The organism is Acidovorax sp., assembly GCF_027492855.1.
Classification (GTDB): domain Bacteria; phylum Pseudomonadota; class Gammaproteobacteria; order Burkholderiales; family Burkholderiaceae_C; genus Acidovorax.
The window spans coordinates 1-15,990 of record NZ_JAPUDY010000027.1; the positions used below are offsets into that span (position 1 = coordinate 1).

Annotated in this window: 14 protein-coding genes; 11 read left to right on the plus strand and 3 right to left on the minus strand. The window is 64.5% G+C overall.

Annotated elements, in window-relative coordinates; translation table 11 throughout:
• The coding region (locus Q0105_RS05150; RefSeq protein WP_298209429.1) for a PLP-dependent aminotransferase family protein at positions 1-840 on the plus strand (840 nt) is incomplete at its 5' end.
• 4 nt (positions 841-844) lie between these two features.
• Here Q0105_RS05150 and Q0105_RS05155 read toward each other — a convergent pair.
• Positions 845-1,933: an MBL fold metallo-hydrolase gene (locus Q0105_RS05155; protein WP_298209610.1), complete on the minus strand. Its 1,089-nt coding sequence runs from the start codon at positions 1,931-1,933 to the stop codon at positions 845-847.
• A gap of 150 nt (positions 1,934-2,083) precedes the next feature.
• On the opposite strand from Q0105_RS05155, the gene Q0105_RS05160 reads away from it, so the two are divergent.
• Positions 2,084-2,752: a TetR/AcrR family transcriptional regulator gene (locus Q0105_RS05160; RefSeq protein ID WP_298209431.1), complete on the plus strand. Its 669-nt coding sequence runs from the start codon at positions 2,084-2,086 to the stop codon at positions 2,750-2,752.
• Between the two features lie 111 nt (positions 2,753-2,863).
• Positions 2,864-4,732 carry a radical SAM protein gene (locus Q0105_RS05165; protein ID WP_298209612.1) on the plus strand — a complete coding sequence of 623 codons (1,869 nt, stop codon included), beginning with the start codon at positions 2,864-2,866 and terminating at the stop codon, positions 4,730-4,732.
• Positions 4,733-4,800: 68 nt separating this feature from the next.
• On the opposite strand, the gene Q0105_RS05170 is transcribed toward Q0105_RS05165, so the two are convergent.
• Positions 4,801-5,655, minus strand: coding sequence for a Bro-N domain-containing protein (locus tag Q0105_RS05170; RefSeq protein ID WP_298209434.1), 855 nt, complete (start codon positions 5,653-5,655; stop codon positions 4,801-4,803).
• A gap of 134 nt (positions 5,656-5,789) precedes the next feature.
• On the opposite strand from Q0105_RS05170, the gene dinG reads away from it, so the two are divergent.
• The 4 genes from dinG (at position 5,790) to Q0105_RS05190 (ending at position 10,448) form a co-directional block, all read left to right on the plus strand.
• Positions 5,790-7,952 carry an ATP-dependent DNA helicase DinG gene (gene dinG / locus Q0105_RS05175; protein WP_298209436.1) on the plus strand — a complete coding sequence of 721 codons (2,163 nt, stop codon included), beginning with the start codon at positions 5,790-5,792 and terminating at the stop codon, positions 7,950-7,952.
• A 169-nt stretch (positions 7,953-8,121) separates the two neighbouring features.
• Positions 8,122-9,300, plus strand: coding sequence for an AAA family ATPase (locus Q0105_RS05180; RefSeq protein ID WP_298209437.1), 1,179 nt, complete (start codon positions 8,122-8,124; stop codon positions 9,298-9,300).
• Complete coding sequence (locus tag Q0105_RS05185; RefSeq protein ID WP_298209439.1) at positions 9,293-9,994, plus strand: hypothetical protein; 702 nt, start codon at positions 9,293-9,295, stop codon at positions 9,992-9,994. Before Q0105_RS05180 ends, Q0105_RS05185 begins: the two co-directional genes overlap by 8 nt.
• 97 nt (positions 9,995-10,091) lie before the next feature.
• The gene (locus Q0105_RS05190; protein ID WP_298209441.1) at positions 10,092-10,448 is read left to right on the plus strand and encodes a zinc ribbon domain-containing protein YjdM; all 357 of its coding nucleotides are present in this window, start codon (positions 10,092-10,094) and stop codon (positions 10,446-10,448) included.
• 18 nt (positions 10,449-10,466) lie between these two features.
• On the opposite strand, the gene Q0105_RS05195 is transcribed toward Q0105_RS05190, so the two are convergent.
• Entirely contained in the window at positions 10,467-11,117 is a 651-nt protein-coding gene (locus Q0105_RS05195; RefSeq protein ID WP_298209443.1) for a TetR/AcrR family transcriptional regulator, read from the minus strand.
• Between the two features lie 136 nt (positions 11,118-11,253).
• On the opposite strand from Q0105_RS05195, the gene Q0105_RS05200 reads away from it, so the two are divergent.
• The 4 genes from Q0105_RS05200 to Q0105_RS05215 all read left to right on the plus strand — a co-directional run bounded on the left by Q0105_RS05200 (position 11,254) and on the right by Q0105_RS05215 (position 15,986).
• Positions 11,254-12,495 carry a branched-chain amino acid ABC transporter substrate-binding protein gene (locus tag Q0105_RS05200; RefSeq protein WP_298209445.1) on the plus strand — a complete coding sequence of 414 codons (1,242 nt, stop codon included), beginning with the start codon at positions 11,254-11,256 and terminating at the stop codon, positions 12,493-12,495.
• A 170-nt stretch (positions 12,496-12,665) separates the two neighbouring features.
• A complete protein-coding gene (locus tag Q0105_RS05205; RefSeq protein ID WP_298209447.1) occupies positions 12,666-13,466 on the plus strand; it encodes an SDR family NAD(P)-dependent oxidoreductase in 801 nt (266 codons plus the stop codon).
• A gap of 16 nt (positions 13,467-13,482) precedes the next feature.
• Positions 13,483-14,283: an SDR family NAD(P)-dependent oxidoreductase gene (locus Q0105_RS05210; protein ID WP_298209449.1), complete on the plus strand. Its 801-nt coding sequence runs from the start codon at positions 13,483-13,485 to the stop codon at positions 14,281-14,283.
• A 41-nt stretch (positions 14,284-14,324) separates the two neighbouring features.
• Complete coding sequence (locus Q0105_RS05215) at positions 14,325-15,986, plus strand: AMP-binding protein (protein WP_298209451.1); 1,662 nt, start codon at positions 14,325-14,327, stop codon at positions 15,984-15,986.
• Positions 15,987-15,990 lie beyond the last annotated feature (4 nt).

The following is a 15,990-nucleotide window of genomic DNA, read 5'->3' on the forward strand; positions in this document are numbered from 1 at the left end:
GGCGACGAGGTGCTGGTGGAAGACCCCGGCTACCCCGGCATCCGCGCCAGCCTGCTGGGCCATGGCGTGTTGGCGCGGCCTGTGGCGCTGGATGCGCAGGGCCTGTGCATAGCGGAAGGTGCGGCGCAATGGCCCGGCGCACGCATGGCCGTGGTCACACCCACGCACCAATTCCCCACCGGGGTGGGCATGCCTTTGGCGCGGCGGCAGGCGTTGCTGCAATGGGCACGCATACACGATGCATGGGTGGTGGAGGACGACTACGACGGCGAATTCCAATACGGCAGCGCGGCCCAGCGTGTACCCGCACTGTGCAGCCTGCCGGGCTCGGAGCGCGTGCTGTATGTGGGCACCTTCTCCAAGACACTGCACCCCGGCCTGCGCCTGGGTTTTGTGGTGGTGCCGCCCGCGCTGGTGGAGGCCTTTGCCATGGCCCGCGCCATGACCGACCGGCATGCGCCCGGCGACGCCCAGGCCGTGCTGGCGCGCTTCATCGCCGAAGGGCACTTGCTGCGCCACCTGCGCCAGATGCGCGAGCTGTACCAAGAGCGCCAGCGGATGCTGATTGATGCGCTGGGGGACGCCAGCGATGGTGCTCTGCAGCTTGCGCCCAGCGACCGGGGCATGCAACTCCTGTACGAAAGCGCACCCGGCAGCAACGACGAGGCCCTGAGCCGCCAGGCGCTCAGCGCCGGGGTGATGCTGGCGCCGCTGTCGCGCTACGCAATGCAGTCACAGCGGCGCGGGTGGCTGTTTGGCTATGCGGGCTACGGCGAGGCCGAGATCGTGGCCGCCGCACGGGTGGTGGCGAAGCTGGCGAAACGGGCAGGGGGGCTTTGATTCCTCAGGACTGCGCAGCCGAGCTGACCATGGGTGCCGTCGCCAAAGACCGGGTCTGGGCCTGCGCCTCCCGCCACCATTGCCGTGACAACGCGGGCTGGCGGATGTCCAACCGTTCGCCCATCACCGGCGCCACCAGCGGCACGCCGGCCTTTTCAGCCAGAGCGGTGATGCGCTCGAAGGGCTCGGTCCAGGGGTGCAGCGCCAGGTCGAACGTGCCGTTGTGGATGGGCATGAGGTGGCGGCCCCGCAGATCGATATGGGCCTGCAGGCTTTGCTCGGGGTGCATGTGGATGTCTGGCCAGTCGGCGTTGTAGGCGCCGGTCTCGACCATGGTCAGGTCAAAGGGGCCAAAACGCTCACCAATGGCCTTGAAGCCGTCGAAATAGCCCGTGTCGCCGCTGAAGAAGATGCGGGTGTCGCCCGCGATCAGCACCCACGAGGCCCACAGCGTGCTGTTGCCGTCGGACAGGCTGCGGCCCGAGAAATGCTGCGCTGGCGTGGCCACCAGTTGCAGGCCGCCCACGGTGGTGCCTTGCCACCAATCGAGTTGCTGCACCTTGGCGGCGGGCACGCCCCAGGCGATGAGCCGGTCGCCCACGCCCAGCGGGGTGATGAAGTGTTCGACCTTGGGGGCCAGCTTCTGGATGGCGGCGTAGTCCAGGTGGTCGTAGTGGTCGTGCGACAGCAGCACGCCGGTGATGGGCGGCAGCTCTTCGATGGTGATGGGCGGCGCATGAAAACGCTTGGGGCCCATGAACTGGAAGGGCGAGGCGCGCTCGGAGAACACCGGGTCGGTCAGCCAGAACTGGCCGTTGACCTTGAGCAGCATGGTGGAATGGCCCAGGCGCCAAAAGCTCAGATCGGGCGCGGCCAGCAGGTCCGAGCGCATCACGGCGTGCACGGGCAGGCTCTGGTGGGGCCGGGCGTCGGCAGGTTTGCCGGTGGCAAAGCGCCACAGCACCTCCACCATCTTGAGCGCGCCGGGCTTGTAACGCGGTGCGGCGTTGTGGAACTTGCCGTCCCCGAACTGGGGCGACTGTGCATACGAAGCCACCGGCTGGGTGGCGCTGGAGAAGATGCTGTAGGCCATGGCGATCAGAACAAGGAGGAACAAAAACGCCCGGAGCAGGCGGCGGCGAAGGGGTTTCAGGGGATGCACGGGTTTTCTTAAAGGTGCACTATACGGTGTAGTTTATCTGATTTCTTCAAAAAGTAAACTGCTCGGTGTAAAATTTTGACAATGACCGAGGCCGCGCTTCCCATTTCCCCCATCACCCCCACCCGCCTGACCGACCGCAAACGCGACGCCATCGTGTTGGCCGCGATTGCCGAGTTTCGCGAGCACGGCTTCAGCGGCACCAGCATGGACCGCGTGGCGGCAGCGGCCGAGGTGTCCAAACGCACGGTGTACAACCACTTCCCCAGCAAGGACGAGCTGTTCGGCGCGATCCTGGAGCGCCTGTGGCAGTGCAGCCAGTCGCTGGCTGACGTGGCCTACGACCCCACGCGCCCGCTGCGCGCGCAACTGCTGGCGGCGCTGGAACAAAAGATGGCGCTGCTCAACGACGCGAGTTTTATCGACCTGTCGCGCGTGGCCATCGCCGAGATGATGCACACACCCGAGCGTGCCCAGGCCATGGTGGCGCGCCTGTCCGAGAAGGAAGAGGGCCTGCCGCGCTTCATCCGCGCCGCCCAGCAAGAAGGCGCCCTGCGCGCGGGCGTGGACCCGCAGTACGCCGCGCTCCAACTGCACGGCATGGTCAAATCCTTCGCCTTCTGGCCGCAATTGGCCCTGGGCCAGCCGCCCCTCACTGCCGCGCAGCAGCAGCAGGTGCTGGGGGATGCGGTGGATATGTTTTTGGGGTTCTACGCGGCGGCGCCCAACAAGGAATCGCGTCGACCGGGATAATCAGAGCCCCTCACGATCCCCCGCGGCGGCACCGCATCGCCCACCGTTCACACCATGTCTGCCGTCGCCCCCGCACCCCGCACTCAGCGCGTGCTCTCCGTCATCCCGCCGATGACGCAGCTCAACACGCCGTACCCCTCCACCGCCTACCTCACGGGGTTTCTGCGCTCGCGCGGCATTGCGGCGGTGCAGGAAGACCTGGCGCTGGCGCTGGTGCTGCAACTGCTCTCGCCCGAGGGGCTGCGCGCCGTGGCCGCCAAGGTGGACACATTGCACACCAAAAAACAAAGCCCTGCCGTGCAGAGCTTTGCCGCGCAAAAAGACCGCTACCTCGCCACCATCGGCCCTGCCATTGCCTTTTTGCAAGGGCGCGACAGCACGCTGGCACACCGCATCGCGGGCCGGCACTACCTGCCCGAAGGGCCGCGTTTTGCCACGCTGGACGTGTATGTGGATGACGAGGGCGGCGACCCGCTGGGCTGGGCGTTTGGCGCCCTGGGCCTGCACGACAAGGCCAAGCACCTGGCCACGCTGTATTTGAACGACCTGGCCGACGTGCTGCGCGATGCGGTGGACGAACGCTTTGAATTCGTGCGCTATGCCGAATCGCTGGCGGGCAGCCAGCCCACGTTTGATCCGTTGGCAAAAGCACTGGCCGCACCACCCACGCTGGTGGACGAGATGCTGCAACAGCTCACGCACGAGGCGCTGGAGCGCCACGCGCCCGACGTGGTGCTGCTGTCGGTGCCTTTCCCCGGCTCGGTGTATGCGGCGTTTCGCATTGCGCAGGCCATCAAGGCGCGCCACCCGCACGTGGTGACAGTGCTGGGTGGCGGTTTTGTGAACACCGAACTGCGCGAGCTGGCCGACCCGCGTGTGTTCGACCATGTCGACTACGTGACGCTGGACGCAGGCGAACGCCCGCTGCTCGCGCTGCTGGAACATGTGCAAGGCGGGCGTGGCCGCCAGCGGCTGGTGCGCACCTTTGTGCGCGATGACGCAGGCGCGGTGCAGTACATCAACATGATGGAAGCCGACATCGCCTTTGCCGAGGTGGGCACGCCCACCTGGGACGGCCTGCCGCTTCAGCACTATCTGTCGCTCTTGGACATGCTCAACCCCATGCACCGCCTGTGGAGCGACGGGCGCTGGAACAAGCTCACCGTGGCGCACGGCTGCTACTGGAAGAAGTGCAGCTTCTGCGACGTGAGCCTGGACTACATCAGCCGCTACGAGGGCGCGAGCGCCGAAGTGCTGGCCGACCGCATTGAGCAGATCGTGCGTGAGACGGGGCAAACAGGCTTTCACTTCGTGGACGAGGCCGCCCCGCCCAAGGCACTGAAAGCGCTGGCCACCGAGCTGATTGCACGCAACGCGGGCATTAGCTGGTGGGGCAATGTGCGGTTTGAAAAAACCTTCACGCCCGAGCTGGCCGAGCTGATGGCCGACAGCGGCTGCATCGCCATCTCGGGCGGACTCGAAGTGGCATCAGACAGGCTGCTGCAGCTCATGAAAAAAGGCGTGTCGGTGGACCAGGTAGCGCGCGTGACGCGGGCCTTCACCGACGCGGGCATCCTTGTGCATGCGTACCTGATGTATGGCTTTCCCACGCAAACCGTGCAAGACACCGTGGACGCACTCGAATACGTGCGCCAACTGTTCGCCAACGGCTGCATCCAGAGCGGTTTTTTCCACCGCTTTGCCTGCACCGTGCACTCGCCCGTGGGCAAGAACCCCGAGGAATACGGCGTGACGCTGGCGCCGCTGCCACCCGGCGACTTCGCCAAGAACGACGTGGCCTTCATCGACCCCACGGGCGTCGACCACGACGCGCTGGGCGGCGCGCTTAAGAAGGCCATCTACAACTACATGCACGGCATCGGGCTGGAAGAAGACGTGCGCAGCTGGTTCCCGTTCAAGGTGCCCAAGACCACGGTGCGGCGCGACCGGATTGAGCGGGCGCTGCGCGAACGGGGCTGATTTTTGGATCGAATAAGGCTATAGCGCTCATATTTAAAGCGCAACAAGCTATTATATTTATAGCAATTTCATTCCTTTTTGACTGATTTGATGGCCTTGACCGTTTTCGTAGCTGCAGCCGGTGGCAGGTAGTTGGACCCTGTCACCACCGGCTTACCCGTTTGGCTCTCCAACTGGTGGCGGGCCTGCCGGGCGATGTTGCCGCCGGTTTGCGCAGCGGTCTTGTTCTCAGCCATGCCGGTGGCCTGCACGCTTTCGGCAATCTGGCGCGTGGAAAGTTCAGCCAGGGCGGTAAAGATCAGCTCGGCCTCGCTCATGTGGTCGCGCAGGTTGTGACTGGCCAAGCCCTTCATCTCTTTGTGCTGCGCCACACTCAGGCCCGCCCATTCCTGGTGAATGATGTTGGTGAGGATGGCGAATTCACTGCCCGCCTTGATGTCGTGCTCACTCCAATAGTCAGTGAGCTTGTTGCGGGTTTCCTGCCCGGTCATGCGCTGCTGGATCCATTTGTCGCTGCGGCCATGCTGCTGCCAAGTCTGGCGGGCGCGGTCCAGCGACAGGGCCGGGTCAGCCAGCTCCTGCATGCGCTCGTAGCCCACCTTGGCCAGCCAGAGTTTGATGGGCTCTGCTTTGGGGCTGGGGATGGATTGAACAATACGCAGCAAACTTTCTGCGGTGGCCACATCAGTCAGCCGTTGCTTGCCGTCCGCAGCAGGCAATTTCAACTGTCGACAAAATGTCGACAGTTCAGCCCCATCCTCTGATTTGACCCGCACTTTCATCTTGAACCAGTAGTCGCGGGCGTTTTCGCTATCCGTTAGCACCTGCACCACGTCGATCACAGAGAACCACCAGGTTTCCGTGCCCTCGTCGTACACACGGCGGATGGGCTGACCATCGAATTCTGCGGGCAGGGTTTTCATAAGCGCTCCAGCATCGTTTTCAGGATATTACTGTATAAATCACCAGTTTCATCAATCCATTTCGGCCCATCGAATGCTACATAATAGATAGCTTATAGCGCTTATCTATCAAGCGCTACAGCCACTTTTTACCCATGTCCTCCCCAGAATGGGCCGCCCAGGCCCTGCAGTCGTTCGATGCGGTGGTGCAGGCCACGCCAGGGTTTCGCAGCCGCGTCGGCCAGCGGCTGATGGCCGAGCAGGTGGCGCACACGTTCAGCCGCGCCACGCTGGGCAAGGTGGATGAAGAAAACGGCGAGGCCGCGCCCACGCGCTCCATTGCGGTCATCCAGGCGGGCACGGGCGTGGGCAAGTCGCTGGCCTATTGCGCGCCCGCCATTGCACTGGCGCTGTCGCGCGGCACGCGGGTGCTGATCTCTACCGCCACCGTGGCGCTGCAGGAGCAGTTGGTCAACAAGGACCTGCCCGCGCTGGCAGCGCTGCTGCCGCAACCCTTCAAGTTTGCGCTGGCCAAAGGGCGCGGGCGCTATGTGTGCAAGCTCAAGCTCGACCGCCTGGCGGGCACGGGCGAGGCCGAGGAAGAGGGCGACGACGACCTGTTTGCCGAGGAGGAAGCCGCCGCCCGCGCCAAGCGCCCCCGGCACGAGACCGAGGCGCGCATCCAGTTTTATTCCACCATGGCGCAGACCTTGTCGAAAGGCGCCTGGGATGGCGACCGCGACAGCCTCGATACGCCCCCCGAGCCCGAGGTGTGGAGCCCCGTGGCGGCCGAGGGTGCGTCGTGCACCGGCAAACACTGCCCAGCCTTCAGCCAGTGCACCTACTACGACAAACGCAAGGAGCTGGTGGGCGCACAGGTGATCGTGGCCAACCATGATTTGCTGCTCTCATCGCTGGGCGCACGCGTGCTGCCCGAGCTGGACAACTGCCTCCTGGTGCTGGACGAAGCCCACCACCTGCCCACCACGGCGCTCGACCAGTTTGCGTGCAGCATGGATTTGTCGCGCATTACCTGGATCGAGCGGCTGTCGAGCCGGGGCCTGCGCATTGGCGCGCTGCTGGAGGTGGAGGAGATTGCCGACATCCCCAAACACTCGGCCCAATTGCGGCAGACGATGCAGGACCTGGCCCGCATCGTGATGGATGTGTACGGCGACAACCTCAAGAGCCAGCGGAGCGCCTGGGGCCCTGCGCGTGTGCGCGTGCCGCGCGGCGAGCTGCCCGAGCCTCTCATCGCCCCGCTGGGCCTGCTGGCAGCCAGTGCCGAAGGCTTCCTCGAAGCCCTGCGCGCCATCAGCAAAGCGCTGCGCGCCGAAATGCGCGACAAGCCCGACGAGGCCAAGCGGCTGTCCACGCTGTACGCGCAAATCGGCATGCTGGCGCCGCGCCTGGAAGAGCTGCATGCCACGGCCCAACTGCTGCTGCAAGACGCGCCCGAAGGCGCGGTCCCCGCTGCCAAATGGTTCACGCTGGAGGTGGATGGCGACTTCATCGTGGTCAAGGCGCATGCCAGCCCCATCCTGCCCGGCACCACGCTGCGCAACCACCTGTGGAGCGCAGTGCGCGGCGCGGTGCTGACCTCGGCCACGCTCACGAGCTGTGGGCACTTTGACTTTTTTCTGCGCGAGTCCGGACTGCACGGCGACGAAGCCGCCACCACGCTCGAAGTGCCCAGCCCCTTCGACTATGCCGCGCAGGGCACGCTGGTCGCGGCCGAGACGCGCGCCGACCCCAAGAACGCCGCGCAGTTCACCACCGAGATGGTCGATGCGCTGCTGCACGACATTGCACGTGTGGAGTTTGGCGCCCTGGTGCTGTTCACCTCGCGCGAGCAGATGCGCCAGGCCGTGGGTGCCCTGCCCACCGCCATGCGCAGCGTGGTGCTGGTGCAAAACGCGCTGCCGCGCACGCAGTTGCTCAAGCGCCACCGCGAGCGCGTGGACAACGGCGAGCCCTCGGTCATCTTCGGCATGCAGTCGTTTGGCGAAGGGCTGGACCTGCCGGGCCGCCTGTGCGAATCGGTCTTCATCACCAAGCTGCCCTTTGCCCCGCCCGACGACCCCGTGGGCGAAGCCCGTGCCGAATGGCTGCGCGCCGTGGGCCGCGACCCGTTCAGCGAACTGGTGGTGCCCGCCACCGCCATCCGCCTCGCGCAGTGGGTGGGCCGCGCCATCCGCACCGAAGAGGACCAGGCCCACGTGTATTGCTACGACAAGCGCCTCACGCGCACCAGCTACGGCCAGCGCCTGCTCAAAGGCCTGCCGCCGTTTGCGCTGGAGCGGCGGCCAGTGGATTGAAATCGCCGTGCATCGATCCGAAGCTCCTTAAATGTGTGAAAAAAAGCAAGCTCTGTGAGATGCGAAGAACGCCTGCGCTGTCGCAACAATGGGATGATCGACAGTCCTTCAATGTGGTTGCTATGGGTTTTCAGATGCGTCATGTACCCAAATTTTTCAGGACTCTTCCATGATCAGAACCATTCAAGTTGATGGGTTCAAGTCCATCGTTTCACAAACTTTAGAACTTGGGCGGGTGAACTGCTTTATAGGGGCCAACGGTGTCGGCAAAAGCAACATTCTTGAAGCAGTGGGTGTTCTTGGTGCCGCTGCCAATGGAAAGGTGGACGACGAAGCCTTGTTGCGACGCGGCGTGCGCCCTGGAGTCCCTCGGCTCTACAAGACATCGTTCGACTCTGCCAGCGTCCCTCCACACATTGGGTTGTCTGCGCACAGCGAACAGGACGCCAACTACCGCGTATCGTTGTTAAATCCACTCGAAAATCCAGACCCGGCATGGACCTTCAAAACAGAGCGCCTTGCGGTGGAATTCGACGAAATCGTTGCCGATGGTGTACGTAATCGGCGCAACCTTACTCCCACAGCTGGCCTTGCAGCCCTCAAGTTGGTTGAGGTTCCAACGAGCAGCCCAGCCGCTGACTTGATGCAGCGTCTGCAAACATTTGCGATTTACTCACCTAACACACCCACCCTTCGCGCAATGGTCGGCGACCCACAATCGCGCAATCCAGTGGGGCTAGCAGGTGGTGGCTTGGCCGAGGGTTTTGCCGATTTTCGCAAGATGGTGCTTGATCATGACGACGATTTGCTCGACAGCGTGTTCGATTTGATCGACTGGGTCGCGGACATTCAAACCACGACTTCTGCGGGCGCACTTCTCTCACCCTCGGTAGCACGGACTAAAGATGTTCTGAAGTTCACAGATCGGTTCATGCGCAAGAGCCGCAATACCCTGACAGCGTATGACGCGAGCGAGGGTGCTTTGTATGTGCTTTTCTGCGCAATTCTTTGCCTGTCGCCCCAAGCGCCAAACTTCTTTGCCATTGATAACCTGGACCAAGCTTTGAACCCTCGACTGGTTGGACGGTTGACATCCAAACTGTGTGGCTGGCTGCAGCACGGCAGCCAGCACAGACAACTGCTGTTCACTGCTCACAACCCTGCGGTGCTAGACGGGCTGGACTTGACGGACCCAGAAGTTCGTCTTTTCGCGATAGAACGCAATAGCGATGGGCACACCGTGGTGCGTCGCATTGAACTCAATGCCGAGCTCCAGCGGTTGCACACGTCATATCCTTTATCGCGCTTGTGGTTGATGGGTAGTTTGGGAGCTGTCCCGAATGTCTGACCCCCGTATCGCCGTAGTGGCCGAGGGGCCGACCGATCTCATCGTTATCGAGGCGGCACTCAAGGCCGTGCTGCAACGTCCGTTCTTGCTAAATCTACAACAGCCAGAACCCACTCGACCCGATATGGGCACTGGCTGGGGTGGCGTATTCAAGTGGTGCCAAGAGTTCCGCCAACGGGGTGCCAACAGCATGGAGGTTGACCCCATATTGAGCCAGTTTGATCTGGTGATCGTGCACCTGGATGCTGATGTCGCCAACAAAAGCTACGCCGATTGCGGAGCTGCTGTTTTGCTGGCGTCTCAGGGATTGGCAAACTTGCCTTGCGCCCAGCCTTGTCCGCCGCCGGTCGATACGGTGACAGCTCTTGAAGCCGTGTTACTCAGTTGGCTAGGTCTTGCTGCAACGGGTCCCAAGAGTCTTTTTTGCATCCCTTCAAAAGCCACCGAGGCATGGTTGGCTGCTGCAGTCTTGCCCCAAGGGCATGCATTGCATGACGGGCTGGAGTGCCGATTGGATCTGGAAGCCCAGTTGGCAAATTTGCCGAAGAAAGAACGGATGAGAAAGTCCAAATCCCAATACCAGGCCTTGGCCGAGCACATCACCTCACAATGGATACAAGTCAAAGCGCAGTGCACGCAAGCCTCATCATTTGAGATGAACGTCCAGCGCTCCGCGCAAAATTTTCCGGTATGAGCCAAACTCAAACGGACGAGCAACTTTATCCGTGGATCAGCCGCGCGCCGCTGTAGGGACGCCCGCCCCTCCTACCAGCACAAACAGGAACAAGCCCATGCCCCACACCATTCCCGCCTGCCCCCAATGCGGTCTGGAGAACACTTACCCCGACGGCACCAACTACGTGTGCCCCGACTGCGCCCATGAATGGCCCCAGGTGGCCGACACCGCCGAATCCGATGCCAGCGACGCAGGCGACGGCGTACGCGATGCCAACGGCAACCCCCTGGCCGACGGCGACGCCGTGATCCTGGTGAAAGACCTCAAGGTCAAGGGCTCGTCGTCCACGCTCAAGAAGGGCACCAAGATCAAAAGCATCCGCTTGGTCGATGGCGCCGATGGCCACAACGTGGATTGCAAGACAGACCTGGGCAGCATGTTGCTCAAGTCGGAGTTTTTGAAAAAGGCCTGACCGCCTTTCACGCGGCGGTCAGCGCAGCGGCCGCAGGCTTTGGATCGTGTGCTCCGCAAACGCCTGCGCAATCGCCCCGCTGCCTTCGGGCCCCCGGTCGGAAAACCAGCGGTTGACGCTGTTAATGGCGCCCATGAAGAAAAACACCGCCAATTTGGGGTCGCAGGGCGCGATGGCCCCTTCGTCCATCGCGCGCGCGACCAGCGCTCGCAACTGACGGTCGATCACGCGGCGACGCTGTTGGATCAATTCGTTGTGTTCGGCCGTCATCGAGTAGTACTCGGTCAGCACCACGCAGGTGCCCAGCTCACTCGTCATCTTGCCGATGTACAGCGCCACGAAGGCGCGCAGCACGTCCAGCGTCTTGTCATGCTCCAGCGTGGCCTCGGCCATGGCCTGCTCGGCCATCTCCACGGCCATGCGATGGCATTCATAAAGAATTTCGTGCTTGTTCTGCACATAGCGGTATAGCGCGGGCTTGGTCACGGCCAGCGCGGCGGCAATGTCGTCCAGCGTCGTGTTGTGAAAGCCCTTGTCCCCGAACACACGGCCAGCCGCCAGGATCAGTGCGCGCTTGCGGATCGCGCGGGGGTCGGGCGTGCTAGCCAGTGCATTGTTCCAGCGGGCGGCGGGGACGGGGGCCGGGGTGGGTGGGCTGTTTTTTTTCATGGAAAAGCGTCGGATGGTGTCACGCAAGCGTCAATGCCGCGCTTGACCACCTTGGACCCCGGTTTTAGCATTCATCGGAAGTTACCAAAGAGTAACTCGATATTACCTCAAAGAAACTTCCTACCGGAGACCTTCCATGCGCCTTATCCGAACCACCTGCGTGGCGGCTGCCCTCGGCGGCAGCGCGCTGCTGGCCTTTGCCCAGCAACCGCCTATCCGCATTGCCCACATCGACACGTTCTCCGGGCCGACCGCGTCCACGGGCACCACGGTGGCCAAGACGCTGCTCTACGCGGCGCACCTCATCAACGAGCGCGGTGGCGTGCTGGGGCGCAAGCTGGAAGTGATCCAGATGGACAACGCGGGCGATTCGAACAAGGCCGTCGCCATGCTGACCAGCACGGTGGACCAAAAGATCAACTTCATGGTGCAGGCCGGCAACTCGGGCATTGCCGGGTCCTTGCTCACCGCCGTGGACAAACACAACCAGCGCAACCCGGACTCGCGCGTGCTTTACCTGAACTACGGCTCTGCTCTGCCGGAGTTGACCGAGGCCAAGTGCAGTTTCTGGATGTTCCGCTTCGAGGCCCATCAGCGCATGAAGATGCATGCCATCGCCGACTACGTGGCCAAGACGCCCGACATCAAGAAGATCTACCTGCTCAACCAGGACTACAGCTTTGGCCACGAGGTCAGCAAAGACGCCCGGGCCATCATCGGCAAGGCCCGGCCCGATGTGCAGTTCGTGGGTGATGACTTCCACCCCTTCGGCAAGGTTAAGGATTTCTCACCCTACATCCTGAAGATCAAGCAGGCCGGTGCCGACACCGTGCTGACCGGCAACTGGGGCAACGACCTGGCGCTGCTGGTGCGGGCCAGCAAGGAGGCTGGCCTCAAGACCAAGTACATCACCTACTACGGGGGCCTGTACGGCGTGCCCACCGCCATTGGCCCGGCAGGCGAAGACACCGTGCTCCAAATCGCGTCCTGGCACCCCAACGTGCCGGTGGAAGACAAGACACCGCAGTGGGAAAAACTCCAGCGCGACTACAAGGCCAAGTTTGGCGAAGACCTGTACTACACCTCCATCCTGGTGCAGATGGACATGCTGGCCCGCGCCATCGAGAAGGTGGGCAGCACCGACGACATCGTGCCCATCGCCAAGGCGCTTGAAGGCATGGAATACGACTCGCCCTTCGGCAAGATCAAGATGCGCAAGGACGACCACCAGGCATCCCACCCGCTGTACATCAACCAGCTGGTCAAGGGTGTGAAGTACGACGCCGAAGGCCTGGGCCTGGGCTGGAAGACCGTGGCCAAGGTGCCCGGCGACGTGACCGAACAGCCCGTGGCCTGCAAGATGAACCGCCCGAGCTGACATGGAGCACCTCTTGCATCGCTTCGCGCCTTCCTCCTCTCTCGCCCCGCTGCGCGATGCGGGAGGGAGCCGCCCCCAGCGCGGCGAGGTGGCCCTTGCGCGGGGGCCTTGGCGGGGGTCGCGCCCGTTTCATGGGCTGTTTGTGGCGCGCAGCGCTGTGGAAAACTGAGATGCCACTTCCTACCATGCAGGATGCACTGAAGGGCCGCGTAGCGGTGGTCACCGGCGGTGCTTCGGGCCTGGGCGCTGCCACGGCACGGGCGCTGCGCGATGCCGGAGCCCGCGTGGCCCTGCTCGACCAGGACAGTGCGGCGGTGCAGGTCACCGCGCAGACCCTGGACGTGGCAGGTTTTGCCGTCGACGTCACGCAAGACGCCGACATGGAGCAGGTGTTCGAGCAAATCCGCGCCGGACTCGGGCCGGTGTACCTGCTGGTGAACTGCGCGGGCGTGGCCGACCCCGGCAGCGTGGTGCGCAAGGGCGAAGCCATGCCGCTGGCTGCCTTCGAGCGTGTGGTGGAGATCAACCTGCTGGGCAGCATCAACGCGGTGCGCTGCGCCGTGCCGCAGATGATCGAAGCCCGCACCGAGGAAGACGTGGCCCAGGGCGTGCAGGCAGGCGTGATCATCCACACCACCTCGATCGCGGCCTTCGATGGCCAGATGGGCCAGGCAGCGTACGCCGCCTCCAAGGGGGGCTGCGCCGGCATGGTGCTGCCGCTGGCACGCGAGCTGGGCGCATACGGCATCCGCGTCATGGGCATCGCGCCCGGCGTGTTCGAAACGCCCATGACGCTGAACCTTCCGCCCGCCTCGCGCGACGTGGTGTTTTCCGCCCTGCCGCCTTTTCCTGCCCGGCCCGGGCGCGCCGAAGAGTTTGCGTCGCTGGCACTGTCCATCGTCGGCAACCCCATGCTCAATGGCGAGGTCATCCGCCTCGACGGCGGGCTGCGCATGCCCGCCCGACTCTGACCACAAGGCCGCTGCCATGCACATCCAAGAAACCATCGCCGTGGTGACCGGCGCCGCCTCCGGCCTGGGCCGCGCCACGGTGGACATGCTGCACCGCCAGGGCGCACGCGTAGCGGCCATCGACCTCGCAGGCCCGGCGCTCGACACCCTGGCGCAGCAACCACGCACGCTGACCCTGGCGGGCGACGTGTCCAGCGCGCGCGACATGGAGGCCGCCTTCGCCCAGGTGCACCAGACCTGGGGCACGCCGGGCATCCTGGTGAACTGCGCGGGCGTACTCGGCCCGGCGCGCGTGTTCCAGCGCGACCCGGCCACGGGGCATATCGTGCCGCGCCCCATGGACAGTTTTCGCCGCGTCATCGCCATCAACCTGACGGGCACCTTCAACACCATCCGCCTGTTTGCCGCGGGCCTGGCGCAGGCGGGCCCCGCCAGCGACGGCGCGGAGCGCGGCGTGATCGTCAACACCGCCTCGGTGGCCGCGTACGAGGCACTGTCGGCCCAGACGGCCTACGGGGCCTCGAAGGCCGGCGTGGCCAGCATGACGCTGCCGCTGGCGCGCGAGCTGGCGCGTTATGGCATCCGCGTGGTAGCCCTGGCGCCCGGCACGTTCGAGACCGGCATGTACGACGTGATCCCCAAGCACACCCGGCGCACGCTGATCGACGACGTGCCTTTTCCCAACCGGCCGGGCCGGCCCGCAGAATTCGCCCACATGGCCCAGGCCGTGATCGAGAACCAGATGATGAATGGCTCGGTCGTGCGCATTGACGGCGCGGTGCGCATGCGCGAGCCGGTGGTCGCTCCGCGCACTTGATCACCACCGACCGCCCCTTTTCTTCTTCTTCCTCCGCCGCCATGATTCCTGTTCCCGCTCCTCCCGACCCATTGCGCACCGAGGCCTTGTACGGTGACCGGCTCGTGCCCTGCTACGCAGAGCGCCCCCAGAACCTGGACGCCATGCTGCGCGCTTCGGTAACCCAGCGTGGTGATGCGGCCGCACTGGAAGAGGGCGGGCGCCAACTGAGCTACCGCGAACTCGACCAGGCCGTGAACCGCGTGGCCACAGGCCTGCAGGCGCAGGGCATCCAGAGCGGCGAGCGTGTGGCGCTGTTCATGGGCAACCGGCTCGAATACACCGTGCTGCTGTTTGGGATCTGGCGCCTGGGCGCCATCGCAGTGCCCATCGGCATCCGCCAGAGCGCACAGGAGCTCGAATACATGCTCAACCAGTGCGGCGCCTCGGCCCTGGTCACCGACTCGGCGCTGGCCGCTCGCCTGCCCGCACGCACCACGTTGCCCAACCTGCGCAGCACCATCTACTGCCTGGACGCGGGCCAGCCCTGGCCCGACACCGCAGACGGTGCATGGCCCGCCATCCCCTACGAGGCCTTGCTGGCGGCGGGCCACGACACCCCTGTGCCCGCCGCATTCAGCGACCAGCAGCCCGCCTGCATCATGTACACCTCGGGCACCACCGGCCACCCCAAGGGCGCGGTGCTGTCGCACCTGGGGTTTTTTCACACCGCGCGGCACTACCACCGGCGCTTTGGCTACCGGCCGGACGACCGCATGCTGCTGGTCATTCCCGGCACCCATATCTCGGGCCTGCTGGCGATGGTGGTGGTGACCATGCTGGTGGGTGGCTGCCTGGTGAGCCTGCGCGAATTCCGCTGCGCCGAGGTGCTCGCCACCCTGCAGTCGCGCCGCATCACGGCCACGGTGATGGTGCCCGCCATGTACAACCTCATCGTGCGCGAACCCGGCCTCGCGCAGCGCGACCTGTCGGCCTGGCGCGTAGGCCACTTCGGCGGCGCCGCCATGCCCGAGGTCACCATCCAGCAACTGGCCGATCTGTTTCCGCAACTGGAGCTGTACAACGGCTTCGGCGCCACCGAAACCACCTCGGCCGTGGCGCTGACCGAACGTGGCGATGCTGCGCGCCACCCCGACTCGGTGGGCACCGTGCTGCCCTGCGTGGACATCCGCATCCTCAGCCCCGAAGGCCAGGAGGTGGCGCCGGGCGAGGCGGGCGAGCTGTGGATCCGCAGCCCCGGCAACGCCATCGGCTACTGGGACAACCCCGACGCCACACGCGCCGCCTTCGTGGCAGGCTACTGGCGCTCTGGCGACATCGGCAGCGTGGACACCCAGGGCTTCTTGCGGGTGTTCGACCGCATCAAGGACATGATCAACCGTGGCGGCTTCAAGGTCTACTGCGTGGAGCTGGAGAACGTCATCCAGCGCTACCCCGGCGTGATCGAAGTCGCGGCCGTGGCCAGCCCCTGCCCGGTGCTGGGCGAGCGCGTGCACATCTTCGTGTATGCCGGCGGCCCGGTGGCCCTGGCGCCGCTGCGCACTTTCTGCCGCGACCATGTGGCCGACTACAAGCTGCCCGACCTTCTCACCGTCAGCCCCGTACCGTTGCCACGCAACCTCAACGGCAAGCTCGTCAAGGCCCCGCTGCGCGAGCAGGCCCGCGCCCTGGCGGCCAGCGCCCCACCCCACTCGAAAGGATGACCCC

What these genes read in the sequence shown, in the direction of transcription:
- Q0105_RS05155 (WP_298209610.1), bottom strand. Translation starts at nt 1,933, where the DNA reads ATGGCCTACAGCATCTTCTCCAGCGCCACCCAGCCGGTGGCTTCGTAT.
- Q0105_RS05160 (WP_298209431.1), top strand. Translation starts at nt 2,084, where the DNA reads ATGACCGAGGCCGCGCTTCCCATTTCCCCCATCACCCCCACCCGCCTG.
- Q0105_RS05165 (WP_298209612.1), top strand. Translation starts at nt 2,864, where the DNA reads ATGACGCAGCTCAACACGCCGTACCCCTCCACCGCCTACCTCACGGGG.
- Q0105_RS05170 (WP_298209434.1), bottom strand. Translation starts at nt 5,655, where the DNA reads ATGAAAACCCTGCCCGCAGAATTCGATGGTCAGCCCATCCGCCGTGTG.
- dinG (WP_298209436.1), top strand. Translation starts at nt 5,790, where the DNA reads ATGTCCTCCCCAGAATGGGCCGCCCAGGCCCTGCAGTCGTTCGATGCG.
- Q0105_RS05180 (WP_298209437.1), top strand. Translation starts at nt 8,122, where the DNA reads ATGATCAGAACCATTCAAGTTGATGGGTTCAAGTCCATCGTTTCACAA.
- Q0105_RS05185 (WP_298209439.1), top strand. Translation starts at nt 9,293, where the DNA reads ATGTCTGACCCCCGTATCGCCGTAGTGGCCGAGGGGCCGACCGATCTC.
- Q0105_RS05190 (WP_298209441.1), top strand. Translation starts at nt 10,092, where the DNA reads ATGCCCCACACCATTCCCGCCTGCCCCCAATGCGGTCTGGAGAACACT.
- Q0105_RS05195 (WP_298209443.1), bottom strand. Translation starts at nt 11,117, where the DNA reads ATGAAAAAAAACAGCCCACCCACCCCGGCCCCCGTCCCCGCCGCCCGC.
- Q0105_RS05200 (WP_298209445.1), top strand. Translation starts at nt 11,254, where the DNA reads ATGCGCCTTATCCGAACCACCTGCGTGGCGGCTGCCCTCGGCGGCAGC.
- Q0105_RS05205 (WP_298209447.1), top strand. Translation starts at nt 12,666, where the DNA reads ATGCCACTTCCTACCATGCAGGATGCACTGAAGGGCCGCGTAGCGGTG.
- Q0105_RS05210 (WP_298209449.1), top strand. Translation starts at nt 13,483, where the DNA reads ATGCACATCCAAGAAACCATCGCCGTGGTGACCGGCGCCGCCTCCGGC.
- Q0105_RS05215 (WP_298209451.1), top strand. Translation starts at nt 14,325, where the DNA reads ATGATTCCTGTTCCCGCTCCTCCCGACCCATTGCGCACCGAGGCCTTG.